Raw genomic sequence first — 18,823 nt, 5'->3', positions numbered from 1 at the left:
GGCGAGGGGAGCCCGCCCGATCAGCAGACCCATGACCGCGGCGCCGCCCGAAGTTCCGGCGTTGACCGCGGCGTTGACCCAGGCGCCGGCCTGGGTGCGAAACCCGTCCCCGGCGGCCTCGTCGGCGACGAGGTAGGCCGTGGTCAGGGCCGGTGCGACGAAGAACCCCGCGCAGGCCACCGCCGCGACCAGCGTGCCGAGGCCCGGCGCGAGGCCGGCGAGGACCGTGGCGAGACCGAGGCCGAGGGCCGTCAGCGACAGCCGGGCCCGGGCGCCGATACGCCAGTGGACGGCGCCGTTGAGCAGACCGCCGACCGCGCTGCCGGCGGACAGGGCGGCGAGCACCCAGGCCACGGTGTCGTCGCCCCGGTGCCGTTGCCCGGCGAAGGCCAGCACCAGCAGGTCGATGCCGCCGAGGGCGATCCCGACACCGGCGGCCACCAGAACGGGGCCCCGCAGCGCACGGGCGGCGCCCCGGCGGCCGGGCTTCGCGGACTTCGCCCGCGCCGCGGCGGGCCCGATGTTCCGTACCGCCGGGGAGCCGACGAAGGCGACGGTGCCGACCGCGACAAGCAGTGCGCTCAGCGCCACACCGGCCGCCGGGGGCGCGACCTGGACCACGACACCGACGAGCAGCGGACCGGAGACGAACAGCAGCTCCTCGGCGACCCCGTCGAGGCTGTACGCGCGCTGCAACAGCTGCCGGTCGGGCACGAGTTCGCTCCACACGGAGCGCATCGTGGGGCCGAGCGGCGGGGGAACGGCGCCCGCGGCGACGGCCAGGACGACCACCACGGCGGGCGGTGCGCCCGGGCGCCAGGCGACCGCGGCGAGCGTCCCGAGGAGCCCGGCGAAGAGGAGGGCGAGGGGGACGAGCGCCCGGCGCGGGCCGTAGCGGTCGACGAGCGCCGCCCGTGCCGGTGACAGCAGGACGGTCAGGGCGCCGAACAGCGCCATCACCGTTCCGGCGAGGGCGTACGACCCGGTGGCCCGGGTCACGGTGAGCATCACGGACAGGGAGACGATTCCGTACGCCAGCCTGCCGACGAGGGCGACGGTGAAGGTGCGGCGGGCGTGCGGGATGCGCAGGACGGCGGCGTACGAGGGCCGCGCGGAGGGCGCAGACATGGGTGGAGTTCCTCAACTGGAGGCGGGACAGGGGACGCCGGGGTGCCGCGCCGGCTGCGGCCTGTTGCCGTTTCGCCGTGCGCGGGCCTGGGCGGGCCCTATGCCACGAGGAGGAACATGTGCGTCAACGTAGCAGCGGGGGTTGGGAGTTGACCAGGGGGGCCGGGTGGGTGGGCCTTGAGGGTTTTCAGCCCGTCCGGCGTTTGAGGACGAGGCCGTTCAGGCCGACAGCGGGGGCGAGGGGGCGCAGCCCCCAGGACAACGGGACGGGCAGGGGCGGAGGGGGCGAAAAAAGCCCGCGCCCCCAACCGCCTCCACCCACCTCAGCCCTCCGTCAGGCCCGCCACCAGTTCGTCCGCCGCGCGGTACGGGTCCAGCTCCCCCGCCACGATGCGCTCCGCCAGGGCGCTCAGGCGGCGGTCGCCGTGCAGGTCGCCGATGCGTTCGCGCAGGGCGGTGACGGCGATGGTCTCGACCTCGGTCGAGGCCCTGGCGCGGCGCCGCTCGGTGAGGACGCCGTGCTCCTCCATCCAGGCGCGGTGCTTCTCCAGGGCCTCGACGACCTCGTCGATGCCCTCGCCGCGCGCCGCGACCGTCTTGACGATCGGAGGGCGCCAGTCGCCGGGCCCGCGGGACTCGCCGAGGCCGAGCATGTGGTTCAGCTCGCGGGCGGTGGCGTCGGCGCCGTCCCGGTCGGCCTTGTTGACGACGTAGACGTCACCGATCTCCAGGATGCCGGCCTTGGCGGCCTGGATTCCGTCGCCCATGCCGGGGGCGAGCAGGACGACGCTCGTGTCCGCCTGGGAGGCGATCTCGACCTCCGACTGGCCGACGCCGACCGTCTCGACCAGGATCACGTCGCAGCCCGCCGCGTCCAGGACGCGGATGGCCTGCGGGGCGGCCCAGGCGAGGCCGCCGAGGTGGCCTCGGGTGGCCATGGAGCGGATGTACACGCCGGGGTCGGAGGCATGATCCGACATCCGGACGCGGTCGCCGAGCAGCGCGCCGCCGGAGAACGGGGACGACGGGTCGACGGCGAGCACGCCGACCCGCTTCCCCTGCCGCCGGTACGCGCTGACCAGCGCCGAGGTGGACGTCGACTTGCCGACGCCCGGCGATCCGGTGAGCCCGACCACGTAGGCGTTGCCCGTGAGGGGCGCGAGCGTCTCCATGACCTCGCGCAGTTGCGGGGCCGCCCCCTCCACCAGGGAGATCAGCCGGGCCACGGCCCGCGGCCGGCCTTCCCTGGCCTGGGCCACCAGTGAGGAGACGTCCTGCATCACAGCTCCGTTCAGTCGTGTTCGGTCAGCGGCGGGAGATGAAGCCCGTGTCAGGCCTTGGGTACCCGCACGATGAGCGCATCACCCTGGCCGCCGCCACCGCACAGCGCGGCCGCGCCGACTCCACCGCCGCGCCGCTTCAGTTCGAGCGCGAGGTGCAGCACGAGCCGGGCGCCCGACATGCCGATCGGGTGGCCGAGGGCGATGGCCCCGCCATTGACGTTCACCTTTTCCGTGGACACGCCGAGGTCCTTCATTGACTGCACGGCGACCGCGGCGAAGGCCTCGTTGATCTCGATGAGGTCGAGATCCTCGACCTCGATTCCCTCCTTCTTCAAGGCGTGCTGGATCGCGTTGGAAGGCTGGGACTGCAGCGAGTTGTCCGGACCCGCGACGTTGCCGTGCGCGCCGATCTCCGCGATCCACTCCAGGCCGAGCTCCAGCGCCTTGGCCTTGCTCATCACGACCACGGCCGCGGCGCCGTCCGAGATCTGCGAGGAGGTGCCGGCGGTGATCGTGCCGTCCTTGGTGAAGGCCGGGCGCAGCTTGCCGAGGGACTCGGCGGTCGTCTCGGCGCGGATGCCCTCGTCCTTGCTGAAGACGACGGCCTCGCCCTTGCGCTGCGGGATCTCGACGGGCGTGATCTCCGCCTCGTAGATGCCGTTCTTCTGGGCGGCGGCCGCGCGCTGGTGGGAGAGCGCGGCGAACTCGTCCTGCGGGGCGCGCTGGATGCCGAGGCGCGTGTTGTGCTTCTCCGTCGACTCGCCCATGGCGATGTTCTCGAAGGAGTCGGTGAGACCGTCGTACGCCATGGCGTCGATCATCTGCACCGCGCCGTACTTGTAGCCCTCACGGGACTTCGGCAGCAGGTGCGGCGCGTTGGTCATGGACTCCTGGCCGCCGGCGACGACGATCTCGAACTCGCCGGCGCGGATCAGCTGGTCGGCGAGCGCGATCGCGTCGAGCCCCGACAGACACACCTTGTTGATCGTGAGCGCGGGGACGCTCATCGGGATGCCGCCCTTGACCGCGGCCTGGCGTGCCGGGATCTGCCCCGCCCCGGCCTGGAGCACCTGGCCCATGATCACGTACTGCACCTGGTCGCCACCGATGCCCGCACGGTCGAGGGCGGCCTTGATCGCGAATCCTCCGAGGTCGGCGCCGGAGAAGGACTTGAGGGAGCCTAGAAGCCGGCCCATCGGGGTGCGGGCACCCGCGACGATCACCGAGGTCGTGCTGTTCGTACCGGACATGAGGTGCGATCCCCTTTCAGCTTGCACAGCTGAGGAGTGAACGAGGGTTTACTGGAAATGTACTGAGCGGTACGCCACCCGTCATCGGGCTGTAGGTGTGATCGCGCGCACGTTGCGTAACCACCTCCGGAGCGCTGCACTGTCTCCATGCTGACGCGAATCGACCACATCGGGATCGCCTGCTTCGACCTCGACAAGACCGTCGAGTTCTACCGGGCGACATACGGCTTCGAGGTGTTCCACTCCGAGGTCAACGAGGAGCAGGGCGTCCGTGAGGCCATGCTCAAGATCAACGAGACGTCCGACGGCGGCGCCTCCTACCTCCAGCTCCTGGAGCCGACCCGCGAGGACTCCACCGTCGCGAAGTGGCTGGCCAAGAACGGTGAGGGTGTCCACCACATCGCTTTCGGCACGGCGGACGTGGACGCCGAGGCCGCCGACATCAAGGACAAGGGCGTACGTGTCCTCTACGAGGAGCCGCGCAAGGGGTCCATGGGGTCCCGGATCACCTTCCTGCACCCCAAGGATTGTCATGGCGTTCTGACAGAACTGGTCACTTCGGCGCCGGTTGAGTCACCTGAGCACTGACCCTCGTACATATGGGCCGGTAGGGTTGGGGTCGGCCGTCGCCTTCGCGGGGCGGCCCGGGTCCTTTCCACCAGGATCCGAGGGCCGGGGTCCAGGTTTCGGGGGACGAGCGTCGGGGCAGCAGCCCGTGCTCCGCCATTGATCTGACACCATTCCCCGGGGGCCCCGTTCGGCGGATGAACGGAGCTCGTTCGGAAAGACTTGCGACCAGGGGACGGATGGGACCGCGCAGTGCGGGGCTACGAACGCCAGGAGCGAGAGCCGGCGGCTGACGTCGACCACCTCTCTCGGTTCGAGGCCGAGATGGAACGGCTGAAGACCGAGCGGGAGAAGGCCGTCCAGCACGCCGAGGACCTCGGCTATCAGGTCGAGGTGCTGCGCGCCAAGCTGCACGAGGCGCGCCGCAGTCTGGCGACCCGGCCTGCCTACGACACGGCGGACATCGGCTATCAGGCCGAGCAGCTGCTCCGCAACGCGCAGATCCAGGCCGAGCAGTTGCGCGCCGACGCCGAGCGGGAGCTGAGCCAGGCCCGCGCGCAGACGCAGCGCATCCTCCAGGAGCACGCCGAGCAGGCCGCCCGCCTGCAGGCGGAGCTGCACCAGGAGGCGGTGACCCGCAGGCAGCAGCTCGACCAGGAGCTGTCCGAGCGCCGGCAGACCGTCGAGTCGCACGTCAACGAGAACGTGGCATGGGCCGAGCAGCTGCGCGCCCGCACCGAGTCGCAGGCCCGCCGTCTCCTCGAGGAGTCCCGCGCCGAGGCCGACCAGGCGCTGGCGGCCGCCCGTGCGGAGGCCGAGCGGGTCGCCGCGGAGGCCCGGCAGCGGCTGACGAACGACGCGGAGAGCGCCCGCTCCGAGGCCGAGGCGCTGCTGCGCCGGGCCCGTACGGACGCGGAGCGGCTGCTGAACGCGGCGTCCACCCAGGCCCAGGAGGCCACGGACCACGCCGAGCAGCTGCGCAGTTCCACGGCGACGGAGTCGGACTCCGCCCGCCGTCAGGCCACCGAGCTGAGCCGGGCCGCCGAGCAGCGGATGACCGCGGCCGACACGGCGCTGCGCGAGGCGCAGGCGGAGGCGGAGAAGGTCCTCGCCGAGGCGAAGGAGGCCGCGGCCAAGGCCCTGTCGAGCGCCGAGGCCGCGAACGAGACGCGTACGCGTACGGCGAAGGAGCAGGTCGCCCGGCTGGTCAGCGAGGCCACCAAGGAGGCCGAGACCACCAGGTCCGAGGCGGAGCAGATCGTCGCGGACGCGCGTGCCGAGGCCGAGAAGATCACCGCGGAGGCCGCGAAGAAGGCCCGCAGCCTCACCGCCGAGGAGACCGCCTCCCAGCTGTCCAAGGCGGCCAGGACCGCCGAGGACGTACTGAACAAGGCGTCGGAGGACGCCAAGAAGACCACCAAGGCGGCCTCCGAGGAGGCCGAGCGGATCCGCTCGGAGGCGGAGGCCGAGGCGGACCGGCTGCGCGCCCAGGCGCACGACATCGCCGAGGAGCTCAAGGGCGCGGCCAAGGACGACACCAAGGAGTACCGCGCCAAGACCGTCGAGCTGCAGGAGGAGGCGCGTCGGCTGCGCGGTGACGCCGAGCAGCTGCGGGCCGACGCGGTCGCCGAGGGCGAGCGCATCCGCTCCGAGGCCCGCCGTGAGGCCGTACAGCAGATCGAGGAGGCGGCCAGGACCGCCGAGGAACTGCTGGCGAAGGCGAAGGCGGACGCCGACGAGCTGCGCACGACGGCGACGGCCGACAGCGAGAAGGTCCGCACCGAGGCCATCGAGCGCGCCACGACGCTGCGCCGGCAGGCCGAGGAGACGCTGGAGCGCACCCGCAGCGAGGCGGAGCGGCACCGCGCCGAGATCGTCGAGCAGGCCGAGGGCATCAAGGCGGACGCCGAGCGGGCCGCCGAGGGGCTGCGCGAGGAGACCGAGCGGGCCATAGCGGCCCGGCAGGCCGAGGCGGCCGAGGGGCTGACCCGGCTGCACACGGAGGCCGAGGAGCGTCTCGCCGCCGCCGAGCAGGCGCTGACGGACGCGCGTGCCACGGCCGAGCGGATCCGCCGCGAGGCCGCCGAGGAGAGCGAGCGGCTGCGCTCGGAGTCCGCCGAGCGGATCCGGGCGCTGCAGGCGCAGGCCGAGGCAGAGGCCGAGCGGCTGCGCAACGAGGCCGCGGCGGACGCGTCCGCGTCGCGGGCCGAGGGCGAGAGCATCGCCGTACGGCTGCGTTCGGAGGCCGCGGCGGAGGCCGAGCGGCTGAAGTCGGAGGCCCAGGACTCCGCCGACCGGGTACGGACCGAGGCGCAGGCCGCGGCCGAGCGGCTGGCGACCGAGGGCGCCGAGACGCTGGCGGCCGCGCAGGAGGAGGCCGCCCGGCGCCGCCGCGAGGCCGAGGAGCTGCTCGGTTCGGCGCGGCAGGAGGCCGACCAGGAGCGCGAGCGGGCCCGCGAGCAGAGCGAGGAGCTCCTCGCGTCGGCGCGCACCCGGGTCGAGGAGGCGCAGACCGAGGCCGTACGGCTGGTCGAGGAGGCCGACCGGCGGGCGACCGAGATGGTCACGAGCGCCGAGCAGACCGCGCAGCAGGTGCGGGACGCGGTGGCCGGGCTGCACGAGCAGGCGCAGGAGGAGATCGCGGGTCTGCGCAGCGCCGCCGAGCACGTGGCGGAGCGCACCCGGACCGAGGCGCAGGCGGAGGCGGACCGGGTCCGCGCCGACGCGTACGCGGAGCGGGAGCGGGCCACCGAGGACGGCAACCGCATCCGGCGCGAGGCGAACGAGGAGTCGGAGGCCGCCAAGGCCCTTGCGGAGCGCACGGTTTCGGATGCGATCGCCGACTCCGAGCGGATGCGTTCGGAGGCCTCCGAGTACGCCCAGCGGGCGCGTACGGAGGCGTCGGACGCCATCGCGAACGCCGAGCAGGACGCCTCGCGCACCCGAGCGGACGCCCGGGACGACGCGAACCGGATCCGTTCGGACGCGGCGACGCAGGCGGACACGCTCATCACCGAGGCGCGCTCCGAGGCGGAGCGGCTGACGACCGAGACGGCCGTGGAGGCCGAGCGCGTGCGGGCCGAGTCCGTCGCGAAGGCCGAGCAGCTCATCTCGGACGCGGCCGGGGACGCGGAGCGGCTGCGTGCCGAGGCCGCCGACACGGTGGGCTCCGCGCAGCAGCACTCCGAGCGGATCCGCGCCGAGGCGGAGCGGGTGAAGTCCGAGGCCGCGGCGGAGGCCGAGCGGCTCACGTCGTCCGCGCGCGAGGAGGCGGAGCGGACGCTCGACGAGGCGCGCCAGGAGGCCAACAAGCGGCGCTCCGAGGCGGCCGAGCAGGTCGACAAGCTCATCTCGGAGACGGCGGTCGAGGCCGACAAGCTGATCTCCGAGGCGCAGCAGGCCGCCCTCAAGACGACCGCGGACGCCGAGGCGCAGGCCGACACGATGGTGGGTGTCGCCCGGGGCGAGGCGGAGCGGCTGGTCTCCGAGGCGACGGTCGAGGGCAACACACGGGTGGAGCGGGCCCGCACGGACGCCGACGAGCTGCTGGTCGGCGCGCGCCGGGACGCGACCGCGATAAGGGAGCGCGCGGAGGAGCTGCGCGACCGCATCACGACGGAGATCGAGGAGCTGCACGAGCGGGCCCGCCGCGAGTCCGCCGAGACGATGAAGTCGGCGGGCGAGCGCTGCGACGCGCTGGTCAAGGCCGCCGAGGACCAGCTCGCCGAGGCCGAGGCGAGGGCGAAGGACCTGGTGTCGGAGGCCAACTCCGAGGCGAGCAAGGTGCGCATCGCCGCCGTCCGCAAGGCCGAGGGACTCCTCAAGGAGGCCGAGCAGAAGAAGAGTTCGCTCGTCGCCGAGGCGGAGAAGATCAGGCACGAGGCCATTCAGGAGGCCAAGGCCGCGGTCGAGGAGGGTCGGCGGGACCTGGAGGTGCTGGTCCGCCGCCGCGAGGACATCCAGGCCGAGATCTCCCGTGTCCAGGACGTCCTGGAAGCGTTGGAGTCTTTTGAGGCCCCGTCCGGCGGAAAGGACGGAGGCGTCAAGGCGGGCGCTGCCGTGGGCGCAACCCGTTCGGGTGGCAAGACGTCAGAAGGCTAGCCAGAAGCAGCCCTTGCGTGCTTGCCAGGGACGTATGACACAGGCTCTGGCAAGTGCTCCGACAGCCAGCCACCCAAAAGGAGTGTCATTCTCCAGATCAAACACGCATACGCTCGATGACACGCCGCTTTGGCCCCTAGGATTCCCTCTATCACCTCACCGGTCTCATTCGACAGGAACCCCATGAGCGACACTTCCCCCTACGGCTTCGAGCTTGTGCGGCGTGGGTACGACCGCGCTCAGGTGGACGAACGCATTTCGAAGCTCGTCTCCGACCGTGACAGCGCTCTGGCTCGTATCACTGCTCTGGAAAAGCGCATCGAGGAGCTCCACCTCGAAACGCAGAACGCCCAGGCCCAGGTCAGCGACGCGGAGCCGTCGTACGCGGGTCTCGGCGCGCGCGTCGAGAAGATCCTCCGCCTCGCCGAGGAGGAGGCGAAGGACCTGCGCGAGGAGGCCCGTCGCGCATCCGAGCAGCACCGTGAGCTCGCCGAGTCGGCGGCCCAGCAGGTGCGCAACGACGCAGAATCGTTCGCTGCGGACCGCAAGTCCAAGGCGGAGGACGAAGGCGTCCGGATCGTCGAAAAGGCCAAGAGCGACGCCTCGCAGCTGCGTCAGGAGGCGACGAAGGACGCGCAGTCCAAGCGCGAGGAGGCGGACGCCCTCTTCGAGGAGACCCGCGCCAAGGCCGCCCAGGCCGCCGCGGACTTCGAGACGAACCTCGCCAAGCGCCGCGAGCAGTCGGAGCGCGACCTCGCGTCCCGTCAGGCCAAGGCCGAGAAGCGTCTCGCGGAGATCGAGCACCGCGCGGAGCAGCTCCGCCTGGAGGCCGAGAAGCTGCGCACGGACGCCGAGCGCCGCGCCCGCCAGACGGTGGAGACGGCTCAGCGCCAGGCCGAGGACATCGTGGCCGACGCGAACGCCAAGGCCGACCGGATCCGTTCGGAATCCGAGCGCGAGCTGGCGGCTCTGACCAACCGCCGCGACTCGATCAACGCTCAGCTCACGAACGTCCGCGAGATGCTCGCGACGCTCACGGGCGCAGCGGTGGCCGCCGCCGGCACCCCGGCCGAGGACGAGCCGATCTCCCGTGGGGTTCCGGCTCAGCAGTCCCGGTAATACCGGAAGCCGCTGAAACACCTGACGTACAGCGCCTGAACAAGTGCGAAGCCCTCTGCCACCCCGGTGGCAGAGGGCTTCGTCCCGTTTTAGCGTGGCCGCATGATCGAGCTTGCGGGGCTGACCAAGCGGTACGGCGAGAAGGTGGCGGTCAACAACCTCACCTTCTCCGTCAGACCCGGCATCGTCACGGGCTTCCTTGGGCCGAACGGCGCCGGGAAGTCGACCACGATGCGGATGATGCTCGGGCTCGACCGGCCCACCTCGGGCGACGTACGCATCGACGGGCAGCACTACGACCATCTCAAGGACCCGCTGACGTACATCGGCGCCCTGCTCGACGCCAAGGCCATGCACGGCGGGCGCAGCGCCTTCAACCATCTGCTGTGCCTCGCGCAGAGCAACGGCATTCCACGGGCGCGGGTGCACGAGGTCCTCGACACGGTCGGGCTGACCTCGGTCGCGCGGAAGAAGGCCAAGGGGTTCTCGCTCGGCATGGGCCAGCGGCTGGGCATCGCGGGCGCGCTGCTCGGGGACCCGCGGATCCTGATGTTCGACGAGCCGGTCAACGGGCTCGACCCCGAGGGCATCCACTGGATCCGCAACCTGATGAAGTCCCTCGCCGCCCAGGGCCGTACCGTCTTCGTCTCCTCGCACCTGATGAGCGAGATGGCGCTGACCGCCGACCACCTCGTTGTCATCGGCCAGGGCCGGCTGCTCGCCGACACCTCCATGGCCGACTTCATCCAGCAGAACTCGCGCTCCTACGTCCGGATCCGCTCGCCCCAGCGCGAACGGCTGCTCGACGTGCTGCACGGCGCCGGGATCACCGTCGTCGAGTCGGGCAGCGGCACGCTGGAGGTCGACGGCGGCAAGCCGGAGCACATCGGCGAGCTGGCCGCGCAGCACCAGATCGTGCTGCACGAGCTCAGTCCCCAACAGGCCTCCTTGGAGGAGGCGTTCATGCAGCTGACCGCCGAGTCGGTGGAGTACCACGCGCACACGGACTCGCCCCTCCCCGTGGCTGCGCAGTCCTGGGGCGACGACTGGAAGAAGGACTGACCATGGCGGCGACGCAGGTCCTCAGGTCCGAGTGGACGAAGATCCGCTCCGTCGCGTCCACGGTCTGGACGCTCGGTCTCGCCGCGGTGGTCACGGTCGCGCTCGGCGTACTGATCTCGCTGCTGTCGAAGAACGAGTTCAAGAACATGAGCGAGAAGGACCGGATCTCCTTCGACCCGACGTTCATCAGCTTCGCCGGGATGAGCCTCGGCCAGCTCGCGATGATCGTGTTCGGGGTGCTCGTCGTCTCCAACGAGTACAGCACCGGCATGATCCGCACCTCGCTCTCCGCCGTCCCGCAGCGGGGCACGTTCCTTTTCGGCAAGATCGCGGTGGCGACGGGCCTCGCGTTCGTCGTCGGCATCGTCACCAGCTTCGTCAGCTTCTTCCTCGGGCAGGCGATGCTCGGCTCGCACAAGGCGGCGATCGGTGATGCGGGCGTCCTGCGCGCGGTCATCGGCGGCGGGCTCTACATGACCCTCATCGCCGTGTTCTCGATGGGCGTCGCGACGATGCTGCGCAGCCCGATGCTCTCCCTCGGCATCCTGATGCCGTTCTTCTTCCTCGTCTCCAACATCCTGGGCAACGTCTCCGCCACCAAGAAGATCGGCCGCTACCTCCCCGACCAGGCCGGCAGCAGGATCATGCAGGTCGTCACCCCACTCGACGACGACACGCCCTACGGCCCCTGGGGCGGCCTCGCGATCATGGTGGCGTGGGTGGCACTGGCGGTGCTCGGCGGCTACGCGCTGCTCAAGAGGCGGGACGCGTAGGGTCGTCCGGCTCCCTGGGCTGCGGCGGCAGCAGCCCGTCGAAGCCCGCCCACCCCCGCCACTGCCAGACGTCCTTGTCCAGGTCGGGCTCCAGCGGCACGAAGCGGCCGAGCTCGAAGTCGCCCGCCTCCAGGTCGAACCAGCGCTCGTCGGTGACCTCGGTGCCCAGGCCCACGGTCCGTGCCGTCAGCCGGACCAGGAGCTTCACGCCCTGCGAGCCGTCGAGGTCGTTGCCCTGGATATGGCGGAAGGGCAGTTCGGACACCGGCGCCCCGACCGGAATCCACACGGTGAAGGGCGCCCCGCGCTCGACCGCGAGCCAGGCCCGCTCGTCGGCGGGCTCGCCCTGCGCGTCCAGGACCTTCAGCCACTGCTTGTAGATGACCAGGCTGCCGTCGTGCGGGGAGTGCTCCAGGTAGCGCAGATGGGCCCGGGCGTGCAGATCGACGACCGAGAGGTTGTCGAAGCGGTTGTAGAAGCGGACGGCGATGATCGCGTCGTCGCTGTCCGCGTGGCGCCGGGAGTAGCTCGGGAAGTCCGCCGTCCAGGCGTGCGAGATGCTGGCCCGCTGCCGCCAGACGAACGGCCGCAGCGCGAACATCTTGATCAGGACGATGCCGAGCAGCACGGCGGGCACGAGGGATCCGGTGACCGAGGAGAGCGTGGCGAGCAGCTGGTGCGCGGTGCTGTCCGCCTCGGGCTCCAGGTTGTCGGTGCCGACGCAGGCGCGCAGCGCGGTGAGGCTGAGGTCGAAGAGCCGTTCCCCGTCCGAGAACCGCTCCGCCACGGACCGCGCCGAGTGCTCGGTGAGCGTCCACACCGCGGCGATGACGACGGCGAGTCCGGCCAGCGCGCAGAGCGTCATCAGCAGCAGGGCGTGGACCGTGCGTCCGGCGATCCACCAGCGAACTGACGTACGGAATCGCGGGTGCGTCCGGCCTCTCCCCGCCGGCCTCAGCCGCCCCAGCATGCCCAACTCATCTCCCCCGTACCCCAGTTCATCAACGCTCGTACAATAGAACCGCATGATCCCCGGTGTGCGTTCCGGCCAACCCCGCCGTTCGAGGCGAGATCCGGCCCCGCCCCGGGTACATCTCGCGTGGAAGGCTGTGCCGACACCGCGCGATCACCCCTCGAAGGGCGTCACCGTGACGACGAAGGACCGAAGCCTCGCGGCCCTGGGCCTGAACGACGTGCCCGCCCGGCAGCCGCTCACCTACCCCGGCCGCCCCACCCCGGAGCCCGCCCTGCTCACCGGCGACGAGCTGCTGCAGCTCGACGTGCGGCCGCTGCGGCTGGGCGAGTGGTTCGTGGAGGAGCAGCGGGAGCAGCGCAGGCTCGACGAGGCGCTGGCCGAGCTCGGCCAGGTCGTCACCGGCCGCCGCCACCCGGTCATCGCCGTCGGCTCGAACGCCTCGCCCGGCCAGGTCGCGCACAAGCTGACCCGGCTCGGCATCCCGGCGACCGTGCCGATGGTGCCGGTGCGGGTGCACGGCATCGGCGTCGGCTGCTCCGGGCACATCAGTCCGGCGGGCTACGTCGCGGGGACGCCTTACGTCGACCGGGGCGCCGAGACGACGCTCGTGGTCGCCTGGCTGGACTCGACGCAGCTGAAGGCGGTCGACGACACCGAGTTCCCGGACTACCGGCGGGCGATACTCCCGGGCGACGAGTTCGAGATGACGATGCCGTCCGGGGAGCGGCTCGGCGGCGCGTACATCTACTTCAGCGCGCACGGGGTGCTCGCCGATCCGGCTTCCGAGCGGCCGCGGCCCGGCGGCGGCGACCAGTCCGAGCTGCTCGCCTCGCTGCTCGCCTCGTCGGCGCGGCTGCGGGAGCTGCTCGGCCCGGACCCGGCGGCGTGGGTGCGCCGGGCCGGGGCGGACCGGGAGCTGCGCGAGCGCGGCACGCTGATCTTCGGCGAGGAGGGCTGGGTGCTGCCCCAGACGGAGTTCCTGCCGTACGTCGACGACTCGGCCGAGCTGCGGCTCTACGACGACCTCCAGCCGATGGAGGGCTCCCTTCCGTAGAGCGGCTGCGGTTCCGCTTCACCCCCTGACCAGGCGCGACGCGTACCTGACAAAAAACTCGCGTGACCTGCATTGTTTTACTTCCTCTTGAGTGGAACCGTCAGCGCCCCGATATCCTCCTAAGCCTTACGGGGGCGTGTGCCCCGACGTCCTGACCTTTTCGATGGGTGCGGAGCATGATCGAGGCAGTCGGCCTGACGAAGCGCTACGGCGACAAGACAGCCGTGTACAACCTTTCCTTCCAGGTGCGGCCGGGTGCCGTCACCGGCTTCCTCGGGCCCAACGGTTCGGGCAAGTCGACGACGATGCGCATGATCCTCGGCCTGGACAACCCGAGCGCCGGGGCGGTGACGATCGGCGGCTTCCCCTACCGCAAGCTGCCGAACGCTCCCCGCCAGGTCGGCGCGCTCCTCGACGCCAAGGCCGTGCACGGCGGCCGGCACGCCCGCAACCACCTGCTCTGCCTCGCGCAGCTCTCCGGCATCCCGGCCCGCCGGGTGGACGAGGTCCTCGGCGTCGTCGGCCTGCAGGATGTGGCCAGAAAGCGCTCCAAGGGCTTCTCGCTCGGCATGGGCCAGCGGCTCGGCATCGCGGCCGCGCTGCTCGGCGACCCGCAGGTGCTGCTCTTCGACGAGCCCGTCAACGGCCTCGACCCCGAGGGCATCCTCTGGGTCCGCAACCTGATGAAGTCCCTGGCCGCCGAGGGCCGTACGGTCTTCGTCTCCTCGCACCTGATGAGCGAGATGGCGCTGACCGCCGACCACCTGATCGTGATCGGCCGCGGCCAGCTGCTGGCCGACATGAACATCAAGGACTTCATCTCGCACAACTCCGCGGACTTCGCCCGGGTCCGCACCCCGGAGACCGACCCCCAGCAGCGCGAGAAGCTGACGGCCGCGCTGACCGAGGCGGGCGGCCAGGTGCTGCCCGAGCAGGACGGCGCACTGCGCGTCACCGGGCTGCCGCTGCCCCGCATCAGCGACCTCGCGCACTCCTCCGACGTACGCCTGTGGGAGCTGTCGCCGCACCAGGCCTCGCTGGAGGAGGCGTACATGCGGATGACGCAGGGCGCCGTCGACTACCGCTCGACCATCGACCAGAAGGCCGGGCTCCAGCAGCAGCCGGCGCCGGGCGCCATGCCCCAGCCGCAGATGCCGGTGCCCGGCCAGGGCCAGCCGGGCTGGTACGCGCCGCCGCCGCCCCAGCAGGGCGGGCAGCCGTTCGCGATGCCGCAGGGACAGCCCTTCGCGGGCGGGTACGCAGCTCCGGGCGCCCCCGGTGCCGCTCAGCCGGGCCAGGCGGGTCCCTACGGCGCTCCCGCCGGTGCGGGCGCGCCGGACGCCAACCCGTACGCCCAGGCCGCGCCCCAGGCCCCCGCACAGCCGTCCGCGGCTCCTGTGGCACCCGCCGCACCCGCCGCCGCCCCTGCCGCCGACCTGACCAAGCCCGAGGACGCCCGATGAGCACGCCCCAGCCCCCGATGCCGCAGCAGGTCGCGCCCGGCGCCCCCCAGTGGCACACGGCGCCCGGTGCCTCGTACACCTCGCCGATCCCGGTCACCCGCACGCACCTCGGCCACGCGCTGAACTCCGAGTGGACGAAGATCAAGTCGGTGCGCTCCACCATGTGGACGCTCGGCACCTTCCTGCTCCTGGTGGTCGGCATCGGCTTCCTGGTCGCCGCGCAGACCCAGGACAACGACTACACCGACGTGCCGTTCACCATCCCGGCCTTCTTCGGGCTGATGCTCGGTCAGATCTGCCTGCTCACGCTGGGCGTGCTGGTGGTCTCGTCCGAGTACGGCACCGGCATGATCCGTACGACGTTCACGGCCTCGCCGCAGCGCCACCGGGTGCTGGCCGCGAAGCTGATCATCTTCTTCGGGGTCGCGTTCGCGGTCTCGGCCTTCGCGATCGGGCTGGTCGGCCTGATGACCTCGGGGATGCACAGCGGATCCTCGGACAAGGCGTGGAGCGGCACGGTCCTGATGGGCGCGCTGTACGTGTCGCTGCTCGGCACCCTCGCGCTCGCGGTGGGCTCGATGCTGCGTCACTCGGCGGGCGCGATCACCACGATGCTCGGTGTCGTCCTCGTGCCCGCGATCATGCCCGCGTTCCTGATGATGTCGGACAGCATGCGCAAGCTCGGCGAGAAGATGCAGGAGTACAACGCTCCCAACGCCCTCGCCAAGATCTTCCAGTTGGACAGCGAGAGCTCCCACGGAGGCGCGCAGCTCGGTCTGCTCGCCGGGGTGACGGCCGCCGCGATCGTCGGCGCCTTCGTCCTGCTGGAGCGCCGTGACGTGTGACGCCGGCCGACAGGGCTAGAACCTGGGCGCGTTACGGGACCGCTGCACCCGCGAGGTGCGGCGGTCCTTCGCGTTCCAGCACGCCTTGTGCCAGTGCCGGCGCTCGTCGACGCCCGAGTGCTCCGGCCAGGCCACCACGTGCGGGACGCCGGAGGGGATCAACTGGTCGCAGCCGGGGCAGCGGTAGGTCTTGCCCTCGGCGCTCGCGCCCGCCACATGGCGCACGCTCCACTCCTCGCCCTGCCAGCTCTCCGTGGCCTGCCAGCCGCCGTAGCGGGCGGAGCGGTCCTCGTCCGCGCTCTCGCCGGACGAGCCGGCGCCCTTCGGCGGACGGTTGCGACGCGGGGACACAGGACACCTCACGGAGCTATACAGGGGGCAGCGGCCGTGTCCAGCCTACGCGGCGCGCACCAGGGTAGGCGTACTCCACCAATCCCCACAGATCGCCCCTCGCCGACTCATTCTCCAGACAATCCGCCAATCTTCCCGCCAGGCCGTGTCCTCGGCACGTGTCACACGGTTATGCCCGGTGGGGAGCTCCGTGTCGGCGCCAAGGAGGCAGGAGTGCAATGCGCGTAGGAAGTTTTGTTCTGGCGGCCCAGTTCCCGGGACAGGGCCAGGGGGAGGCGCTGCACCGCGCGGTGCGGTCGGCGGAGGTGGCCGAGGAGGCCGGTCTCGACTCGGTCTGGCTGGCCGAGCACCACTTCGTGCCGTACGGGACCTGCCCGTCGGCGATCACCCTCGCGGCGTTACTGCTCGGCCGCACCCGCCGCATCCGCGTCGGTACGGCGGTCAGCGTGCTGCCCACCGTGCACCCGGTGGCGCTCGGCGAGCAGGCCGCACTGCTGCACATGACGTCCGGCGGGCGCTTCTCGCTGGGCGTGGGGCGCGGCGGCCCCTGGGTCGATCTGGAGGTCTTCGGCGCGGGACTGGCGGCGTACGAGAAGGGGTTCCCGGAATCACTCGATCTGCTGGTGCGCTGGCTGCGCGAACCGGCCGTGGCTGCCATGGGCGAGCGGTTCGCCTTCCGTGAAGTCCCCGTCGTGCCCCGCCCGTCGGAGGCGATCGGCGCCGGCGACGGTCCCGAGGTCGTCGTCGCCTGCACCTCACCGGCGAGCGTCCGGCTCGCGGCCGAGCGGGGGCTGCCGATGCTTCTGGGGATGCATGTCGGGGACGAGGAGAAGGCCGAAATGGTCGCCCTCTGGCGGCAGTACGCACGCGCCGCGGGGCGGCCTGGGGACGAGATCTCCGGCGCCGCCCATGTCTCCGCGGGCGTCTGCCAGATCGCGGACCGCCGCACCGACGCGTGCGAGACGCTGATCAAGGCGATGCCCGGCTGGCTGAAGCAGGGGCTGGACGCCCATGTGACGATCGACGGTCGCGCCCGCGCGATGCGGGACCCGGTGGCGTACACCGAACTGCTCTGCGGGCTACACCCGGTGGGAACACCTCGGCTGTGCGCCGACCGGCTCGCGGCCACCTCGGAACGGACGGGCATCTCCCGCTTCGCCCTGCTCGTCGAGGGCTCGGGGGACCTGGCGGCCACGGAGGAAAACGTACGGCGGCTGGGCACCGAGGTACTCCCCCACCTCGGCTGACACCCTCGACCCGGCCCGTCCCGCAGCCGGAGGGGCCCTGACCCGCGCCGCGGGGACTTGCCGCCCCAGTACTGATGCACCTCCCGCGTACGGAGCGGCAAGCCGTGCAGCATCCCTGCGTCAGCAGTCCCGGAACTCCGGTGACTGGTTGAGCAGTTGGCTGCGCACCGAGGTGAAGCGTGCCAGTGTGTCGTCCACTGAGGCCTCCAGCGGGAACACCGCCACCCGGTGGCAGTTCTGGAAGGCCAGCCGCACGCCGAAGTGCCGCTGCAGCGCGCCGCGTATCGCGTCACTCGCGAGCGCACGCAGCAGCTGGCCACGCGCCTGCTCGTCCGGCGGAGGCGTCTGGTTGTCGGCGAACGCACCGCCGTCGACCTTCAGCTGGGCCACCAGGGAGCTGATCATCTCCCACGCGTAGGGCAGGGAGGTCCGGACGCAGTCGACGAATTCCGCTTCGTCGACCTCGCCTCGCTCGGCCTTTTCGAGTAGGGCCGGTGAGACGTCGAGCGACATGGGTTCTCCTCTCGCACCCCCAGGTCTCGGGGGTTGCCGGACAGATAGGGGAGCTCGCGATGTCAACCACGCTGCGTACACGCATCGCCACCTCCCGTTTATACGGTAAGCAACGGACGGTGACCGCACCAGGAGAATGCGCGCACAGCAGGGCCCCTGTGCGCACACAATCAGCCACTATCGAACGGGAGTTGCCACCAGCATGTGCCAAACGGAAACAGGCGCCGGGAAAGGATTTCGGACGGGCTCGGAGGCGGTCTTGGAGGCGGTCTTGGAGGTGGGCGAATCGCGTGCACCACCGCCCGTCGAGTAGCGTTGCCGACCATGCGTCTCGTCATTGCCCGATGCTCCGTGGACTACGCGGGCCGGCTCACCGCCCACCTCCCGTCGGCCCCCCGCCTCATCCTCGTGAAGGCGGACGGCAGCGTCTCCATCCACGCGGACGACCGGGCCTACAAGCCCCTGAACTGGATGTCGCCGCCCTGCACGCTGAAGGAGGGATCCGGCGACGATGAAGGCGTCTGGACCGTCATCAACAAGGCGGGCGAGAAGCTCATCATCACGATGGAGGAGATCCTCCACGACTCCTCGCACGAACTCGGCGTGGACCCCGGCCTGATCAAGGACGGCGTGGAAGCGCACCTCCAGGAACTGCTCGCCGACCGCATCGAGACGCTCGGCGAGGGCTACTCGCTCATCCGCCGCGAGTACATGACGGCCATCGGCCCCGTCGACATCCTGTGCCGCGACGCCGAGGGCAAGACCGTCGCCATCGAGATCAAGCGGCGCGGCGAGATCGACGGCGTCGAGCAACTCACGCGCTACCTGGAGCTGTTGAACCGCGACCCGCACCTCGCGCCGGTCCGCGGCATCTTCGCCGCCCAGGAGATCAAGCCGCAGGCCCGCGTCCTCGCCACCGACCGCGGCATCGGCTGCACGGTCCTCGACTACAACGCCCTGCGCGGCATCGAGGACGACAAACTGCGCCTGTTCTGACCGGTGGCAAAGCGAGAGGGGGGGGGGGGGGGGGGGGCCCCGCCGCCGGGGTTTTCGGAGGTGAGAAGAACGACCCCCGTAGCGGCGGCCCACCC

At 71.4% G+C, this 18,823-nt stretch carries 16 protein-coding genes; 10 read left to right on the top strand and 6 right to left on the bottom strand.

What is annotated here, in order from left to right; translation table 11 throughout:
- The 3 genes from ABZS97_RS18180 to ABZS97_RS18170 form a co-directional block, all read right to left on the bottom strand.
- Positions 1-1,128 (bottom strand): MFS transporter (locus ABZS97_RS18180; RefSeq protein ID WP_356138928.1); only part of this gene is annotated, 1,128 nt, incomplete at its 3' end.
- Between the two features lie 323 nt (positions 1,129-1,451).
- The gene (gene meaB, locus ABZS97_RS18175) at positions 1,452-2,408 is read right to left on the bottom strand and encodes a methylmalonyl Co-A mutase-associated GTPase MeaB (RefSeq protein WP_356138926.1); all 957 of its coding nucleotides are present in this window, start codon (positions 2,406-2,408) and stop codon (positions 1,452-1,454) included.
- A gap of 50 nt (positions 2,409-2,458) precedes the next feature.
- Positions 2,459-3,661: an acetyl-CoA C-acetyltransferase gene (locus ABZS97_RS18170; protein WP_356138923.1), complete on the bottom strand. Its 1,203-nt coding sequence runs from the start codon at positions 3,659-3,661 to the stop codon at positions 2,459-2,461.
- Between the two features lie 147 nt (positions 3,662-3,808).
- On the opposite strand from ABZS97_RS18170, the gene mce reads away from it, so the two are divergent.
- The 5 genes from mce (at position 3,809) to ABZS97_RS18145 (ending at position 11,283) form a co-directional block, all read left to right on the top strand.
- Positions 3,809-4,249: a methylmalonyl-CoA epimerase gene (mce, locus tag ABZS97_RS18165; RefSeq protein WP_356138921.1), complete on the top strand. Its 441-nt coding sequence runs from the start codon at positions 3,809-3,811 to the stop codon at positions 4,247-4,249.
- Between the two features lie 231 nt (positions 4,250-4,480).
- A complete protein-coding gene (gene scy, locus ABZS97_RS18160) occupies positions 4,481-8,329 on the top strand; it encodes a polarized growth protein Scy (protein ID WP_356138919.1) in 3,849 nt (1,282 codons plus the stop codon).
- A 183-nt stretch (positions 8,330-8,512) separates the two neighbouring features.
- Complete coding sequence (locus ABZS97_RS18155) at positions 8,513-9,448, top strand: cellulose-binding protein (RefSeq protein ID WP_356138917.1); 936 nt, start codon at positions 8,513-8,515, stop codon at positions 9,446-9,448.
- 102 nt (positions 9,449-9,550) lie between these two features.
- Complete coding sequence (locus tag ABZS97_RS18150) at positions 9,551-10,510, top strand: ABC transporter ATP-binding protein (RefSeq protein ID WP_356138915.1); 960 nt, start codon at positions 9,551-9,553, stop codon at positions 10,508-10,510.
- A 2-nt stretch (positions 10,511-10,512) separates the two neighbouring features.
- Positions 10,513-11,283, top strand: a complete 771-nt coding sequence (locus tag ABZS97_RS18145; RefSeq protein ID WP_356138913.1) for an ABC transporter permease — start codon at positions 10,513-10,515, stop codon at positions 11,281-11,283.
- Here ABZS97_RS18145 and ABZS97_RS18140 read toward each other — a convergent pair.
- Positions 11,264-12,253, bottom strand: coding sequence for a hypothetical protein (locus ABZS97_RS18140; RefSeq protein ID WP_356138911.1), 990 nt, complete (start codon positions 12,251-12,253; stop codon positions 11,264-11,266). The genes ABZS97_RS18145 and ABZS97_RS18140 overlap by 20 nt on opposite strands.
- A 178-nt stretch (positions 12,254-12,431) precedes the next feature.
- Between ABZS97_RS18140 and ABZS97_RS18135 the strand changes: the two genes are divergently transcribed.
- The 3 genes from ABZS97_RS18135 to ABZS97_RS18125 all read left to right on the top strand — a co-directional run bounded on the left by ABZS97_RS18135 (position 12,432) and on the right by ABZS97_RS18125 (position 15,621).
- Positions 12,432-13,313: a hypothetical protein gene (locus ABZS97_RS18135; protein ID WP_356138909.1), complete on the top strand. Its 882-nt coding sequence runs from the start codon at positions 12,432-12,434 to the stop codon at positions 13,311-13,313.
- A gap of 176 nt (positions 13,314-13,489) precedes the next feature.
- Complete coding sequence (locus ABZS97_RS18130; protein ID WP_356138907.1) at positions 13,490-14,776, top strand: ABC transporter ATP-binding protein; 1,287 nt, start codon at positions 13,490-13,492, stop codon at positions 14,774-14,776.
- A complete protein-coding gene (locus ABZS97_RS18125; protein WP_356138905.1) occupies positions 14,773-15,621 on the top strand; it encodes an ABC transporter permease in 849 nt (282 codons plus the stop codon). Before ABZS97_RS18130 ends, ABZS97_RS18125 begins: the two co-directional genes overlap by 4 nt.
- 15 nt (positions 15,622-15,636) lie before the next feature.
- Here ABZS97_RS18125 and ABZS97_RS18120 read toward each other — a convergent pair whose 3' ends face one another.
- Positions 15,637-15,972: an ATP/GTP-binding protein gene (locus tag ABZS97_RS18120; RefSeq protein WP_356138903.1), complete on the bottom strand. Its 336-nt coding sequence runs from the start codon at positions 15,970-15,972 to the stop codon at positions 15,637-15,639.
- A 218-nt stretch (positions 15,973-16,190) separates the two neighbouring features.
- Here ABZS97_RS18120 and ABZS97_RS18115 point away from each other — a divergent pair, with 218 nt between their 5' ends.
- Positions 16,191-17,219, top strand: a complete 1,029-nt coding sequence (locus tag ABZS97_RS18115) for an LLM class flavin-dependent oxidoreductase (RefSeq protein ID WP_356138900.1) — start codon at positions 16,191-16,193, stop codon at positions 17,217-17,219.
- A gap of 120 nt (positions 17,220-17,339) precedes the next feature.
- On the opposite strand, the gene ABZS97_RS18110 is transcribed toward ABZS97_RS18115, so the two are convergent.
- A complete protein-coding gene (locus ABZS97_RS18110) occupies positions 17,340-17,732 on the bottom strand; it encodes an SCO5389 family protein (RefSeq protein WP_356138898.1) in 393 nt (130 codons plus the stop codon).
- Positions 17,733-18,056: 324 nt separating this feature from the next.
- Between ABZS97_RS18110 and nucS the strand changes: the two genes are divergently transcribed.
- Positions 18,057-18,728, top strand: coding sequence for an endonuclease NucS (gene nucS / locus ABZS97_RS18105; protein WP_356138896.1), 672 nt, complete (start codon positions 18,057-18,059; stop codon positions 18,726-18,728).
- The last annotated feature ends 95 nt before the right edge of the window (positions 18,729-18,823 follow it).

Source organism: Streptomyces sp. NPDC005485 (genome assembly GCF_040606085.1).
Taxonomy (GTDB): domain Bacteria; phylum Actinomycetota; class Actinomycetes; order Streptomycetales; family Streptomycetaceae; genus Streptomyces.
This window is presented reverse-complemented; position numbering and strand designations above follow the sequence as displayed.

Coding starts and splice junctions, on each gene's coding strand:
- nucS (WP_356138896.1), top strand. CDS start 18,057: ATGCGTCTCGTCATTGCCCGATGCTCCGTGGACTACGCGGGCCGGCTC.
- ABZS97_RS18115 (WP_356138900.1), top strand. CDS start 16,191: ATGCGCGTAGGAAGTTTTGTTCTGGCGGCCCAGTTCCCGGGACAGGGC.
- ABZS97_RS18150 (WP_356138915.1), top strand. CDS start 9,551: ATGATCGAGCTTGCGGGGCTGACCAAGCGGTACGGCGAGAAGGTGGCG.
- ABZS97_RS18140 (WP_356138911.1), bottom strand. CDS start 12,253: ATGCTGGGGCGGCTGAGGCCGGCGGGGAGAGGCCGGACGCACCCGCGA.
- ABZS97_RS18110 (WP_356138898.1), bottom strand. CDS start 17,732: ATGTCGCTCGACGTCTCACCGGCCCTACTCGAAAAGGCCGAGCGAGGC.
- ABZS97_RS18145 (WP_356138913.1), top strand. CDS start 10,513: ATGGCGGCGACGCAGGTCCTCAGGTCCGAGTGGACGAAGATCCGCTCC.
- mce (WP_356138921.1), top strand. CDS start 3,809: ATGCTGACGCGAATCGACCACATCGGGATCGCCTGCTTCGACCTCGAC.
- meaB (WP_356138926.1), bottom strand. CDS start 2,408: ATGCAGGACGTCTCCTCACTGGTGGCCCAGGCCAGGGAAGGCCGGCCG.
- ABZS97_RS18130 (WP_356138907.1), top strand. CDS start 13,490: ATGATCGAGGCAGTCGGCCTGACGAAGCGCTACGGCGACAAGACAGCC.
- ABZS97_RS18170 (WP_356138923.1), bottom strand. CDS start 3,661: ATGTCCGGTACGAACAGCACGACCTCGGTGATCGTCGCGGGTGCCCGC.
- ABZS97_RS18155 (WP_356138917.1), top strand. CDS start 8,513: ATGAGCGACACTTCCCCCTACGGCTTCGAGCTTGTGCGGCGTGGGTAC.
- ABZS97_RS18125 (WP_356138905.1), top strand. CDS start 14,773: ATGAGCACGCCCCAGCCCCCGATGCCGCAGCAGGTCGCGCCCGGCGCC.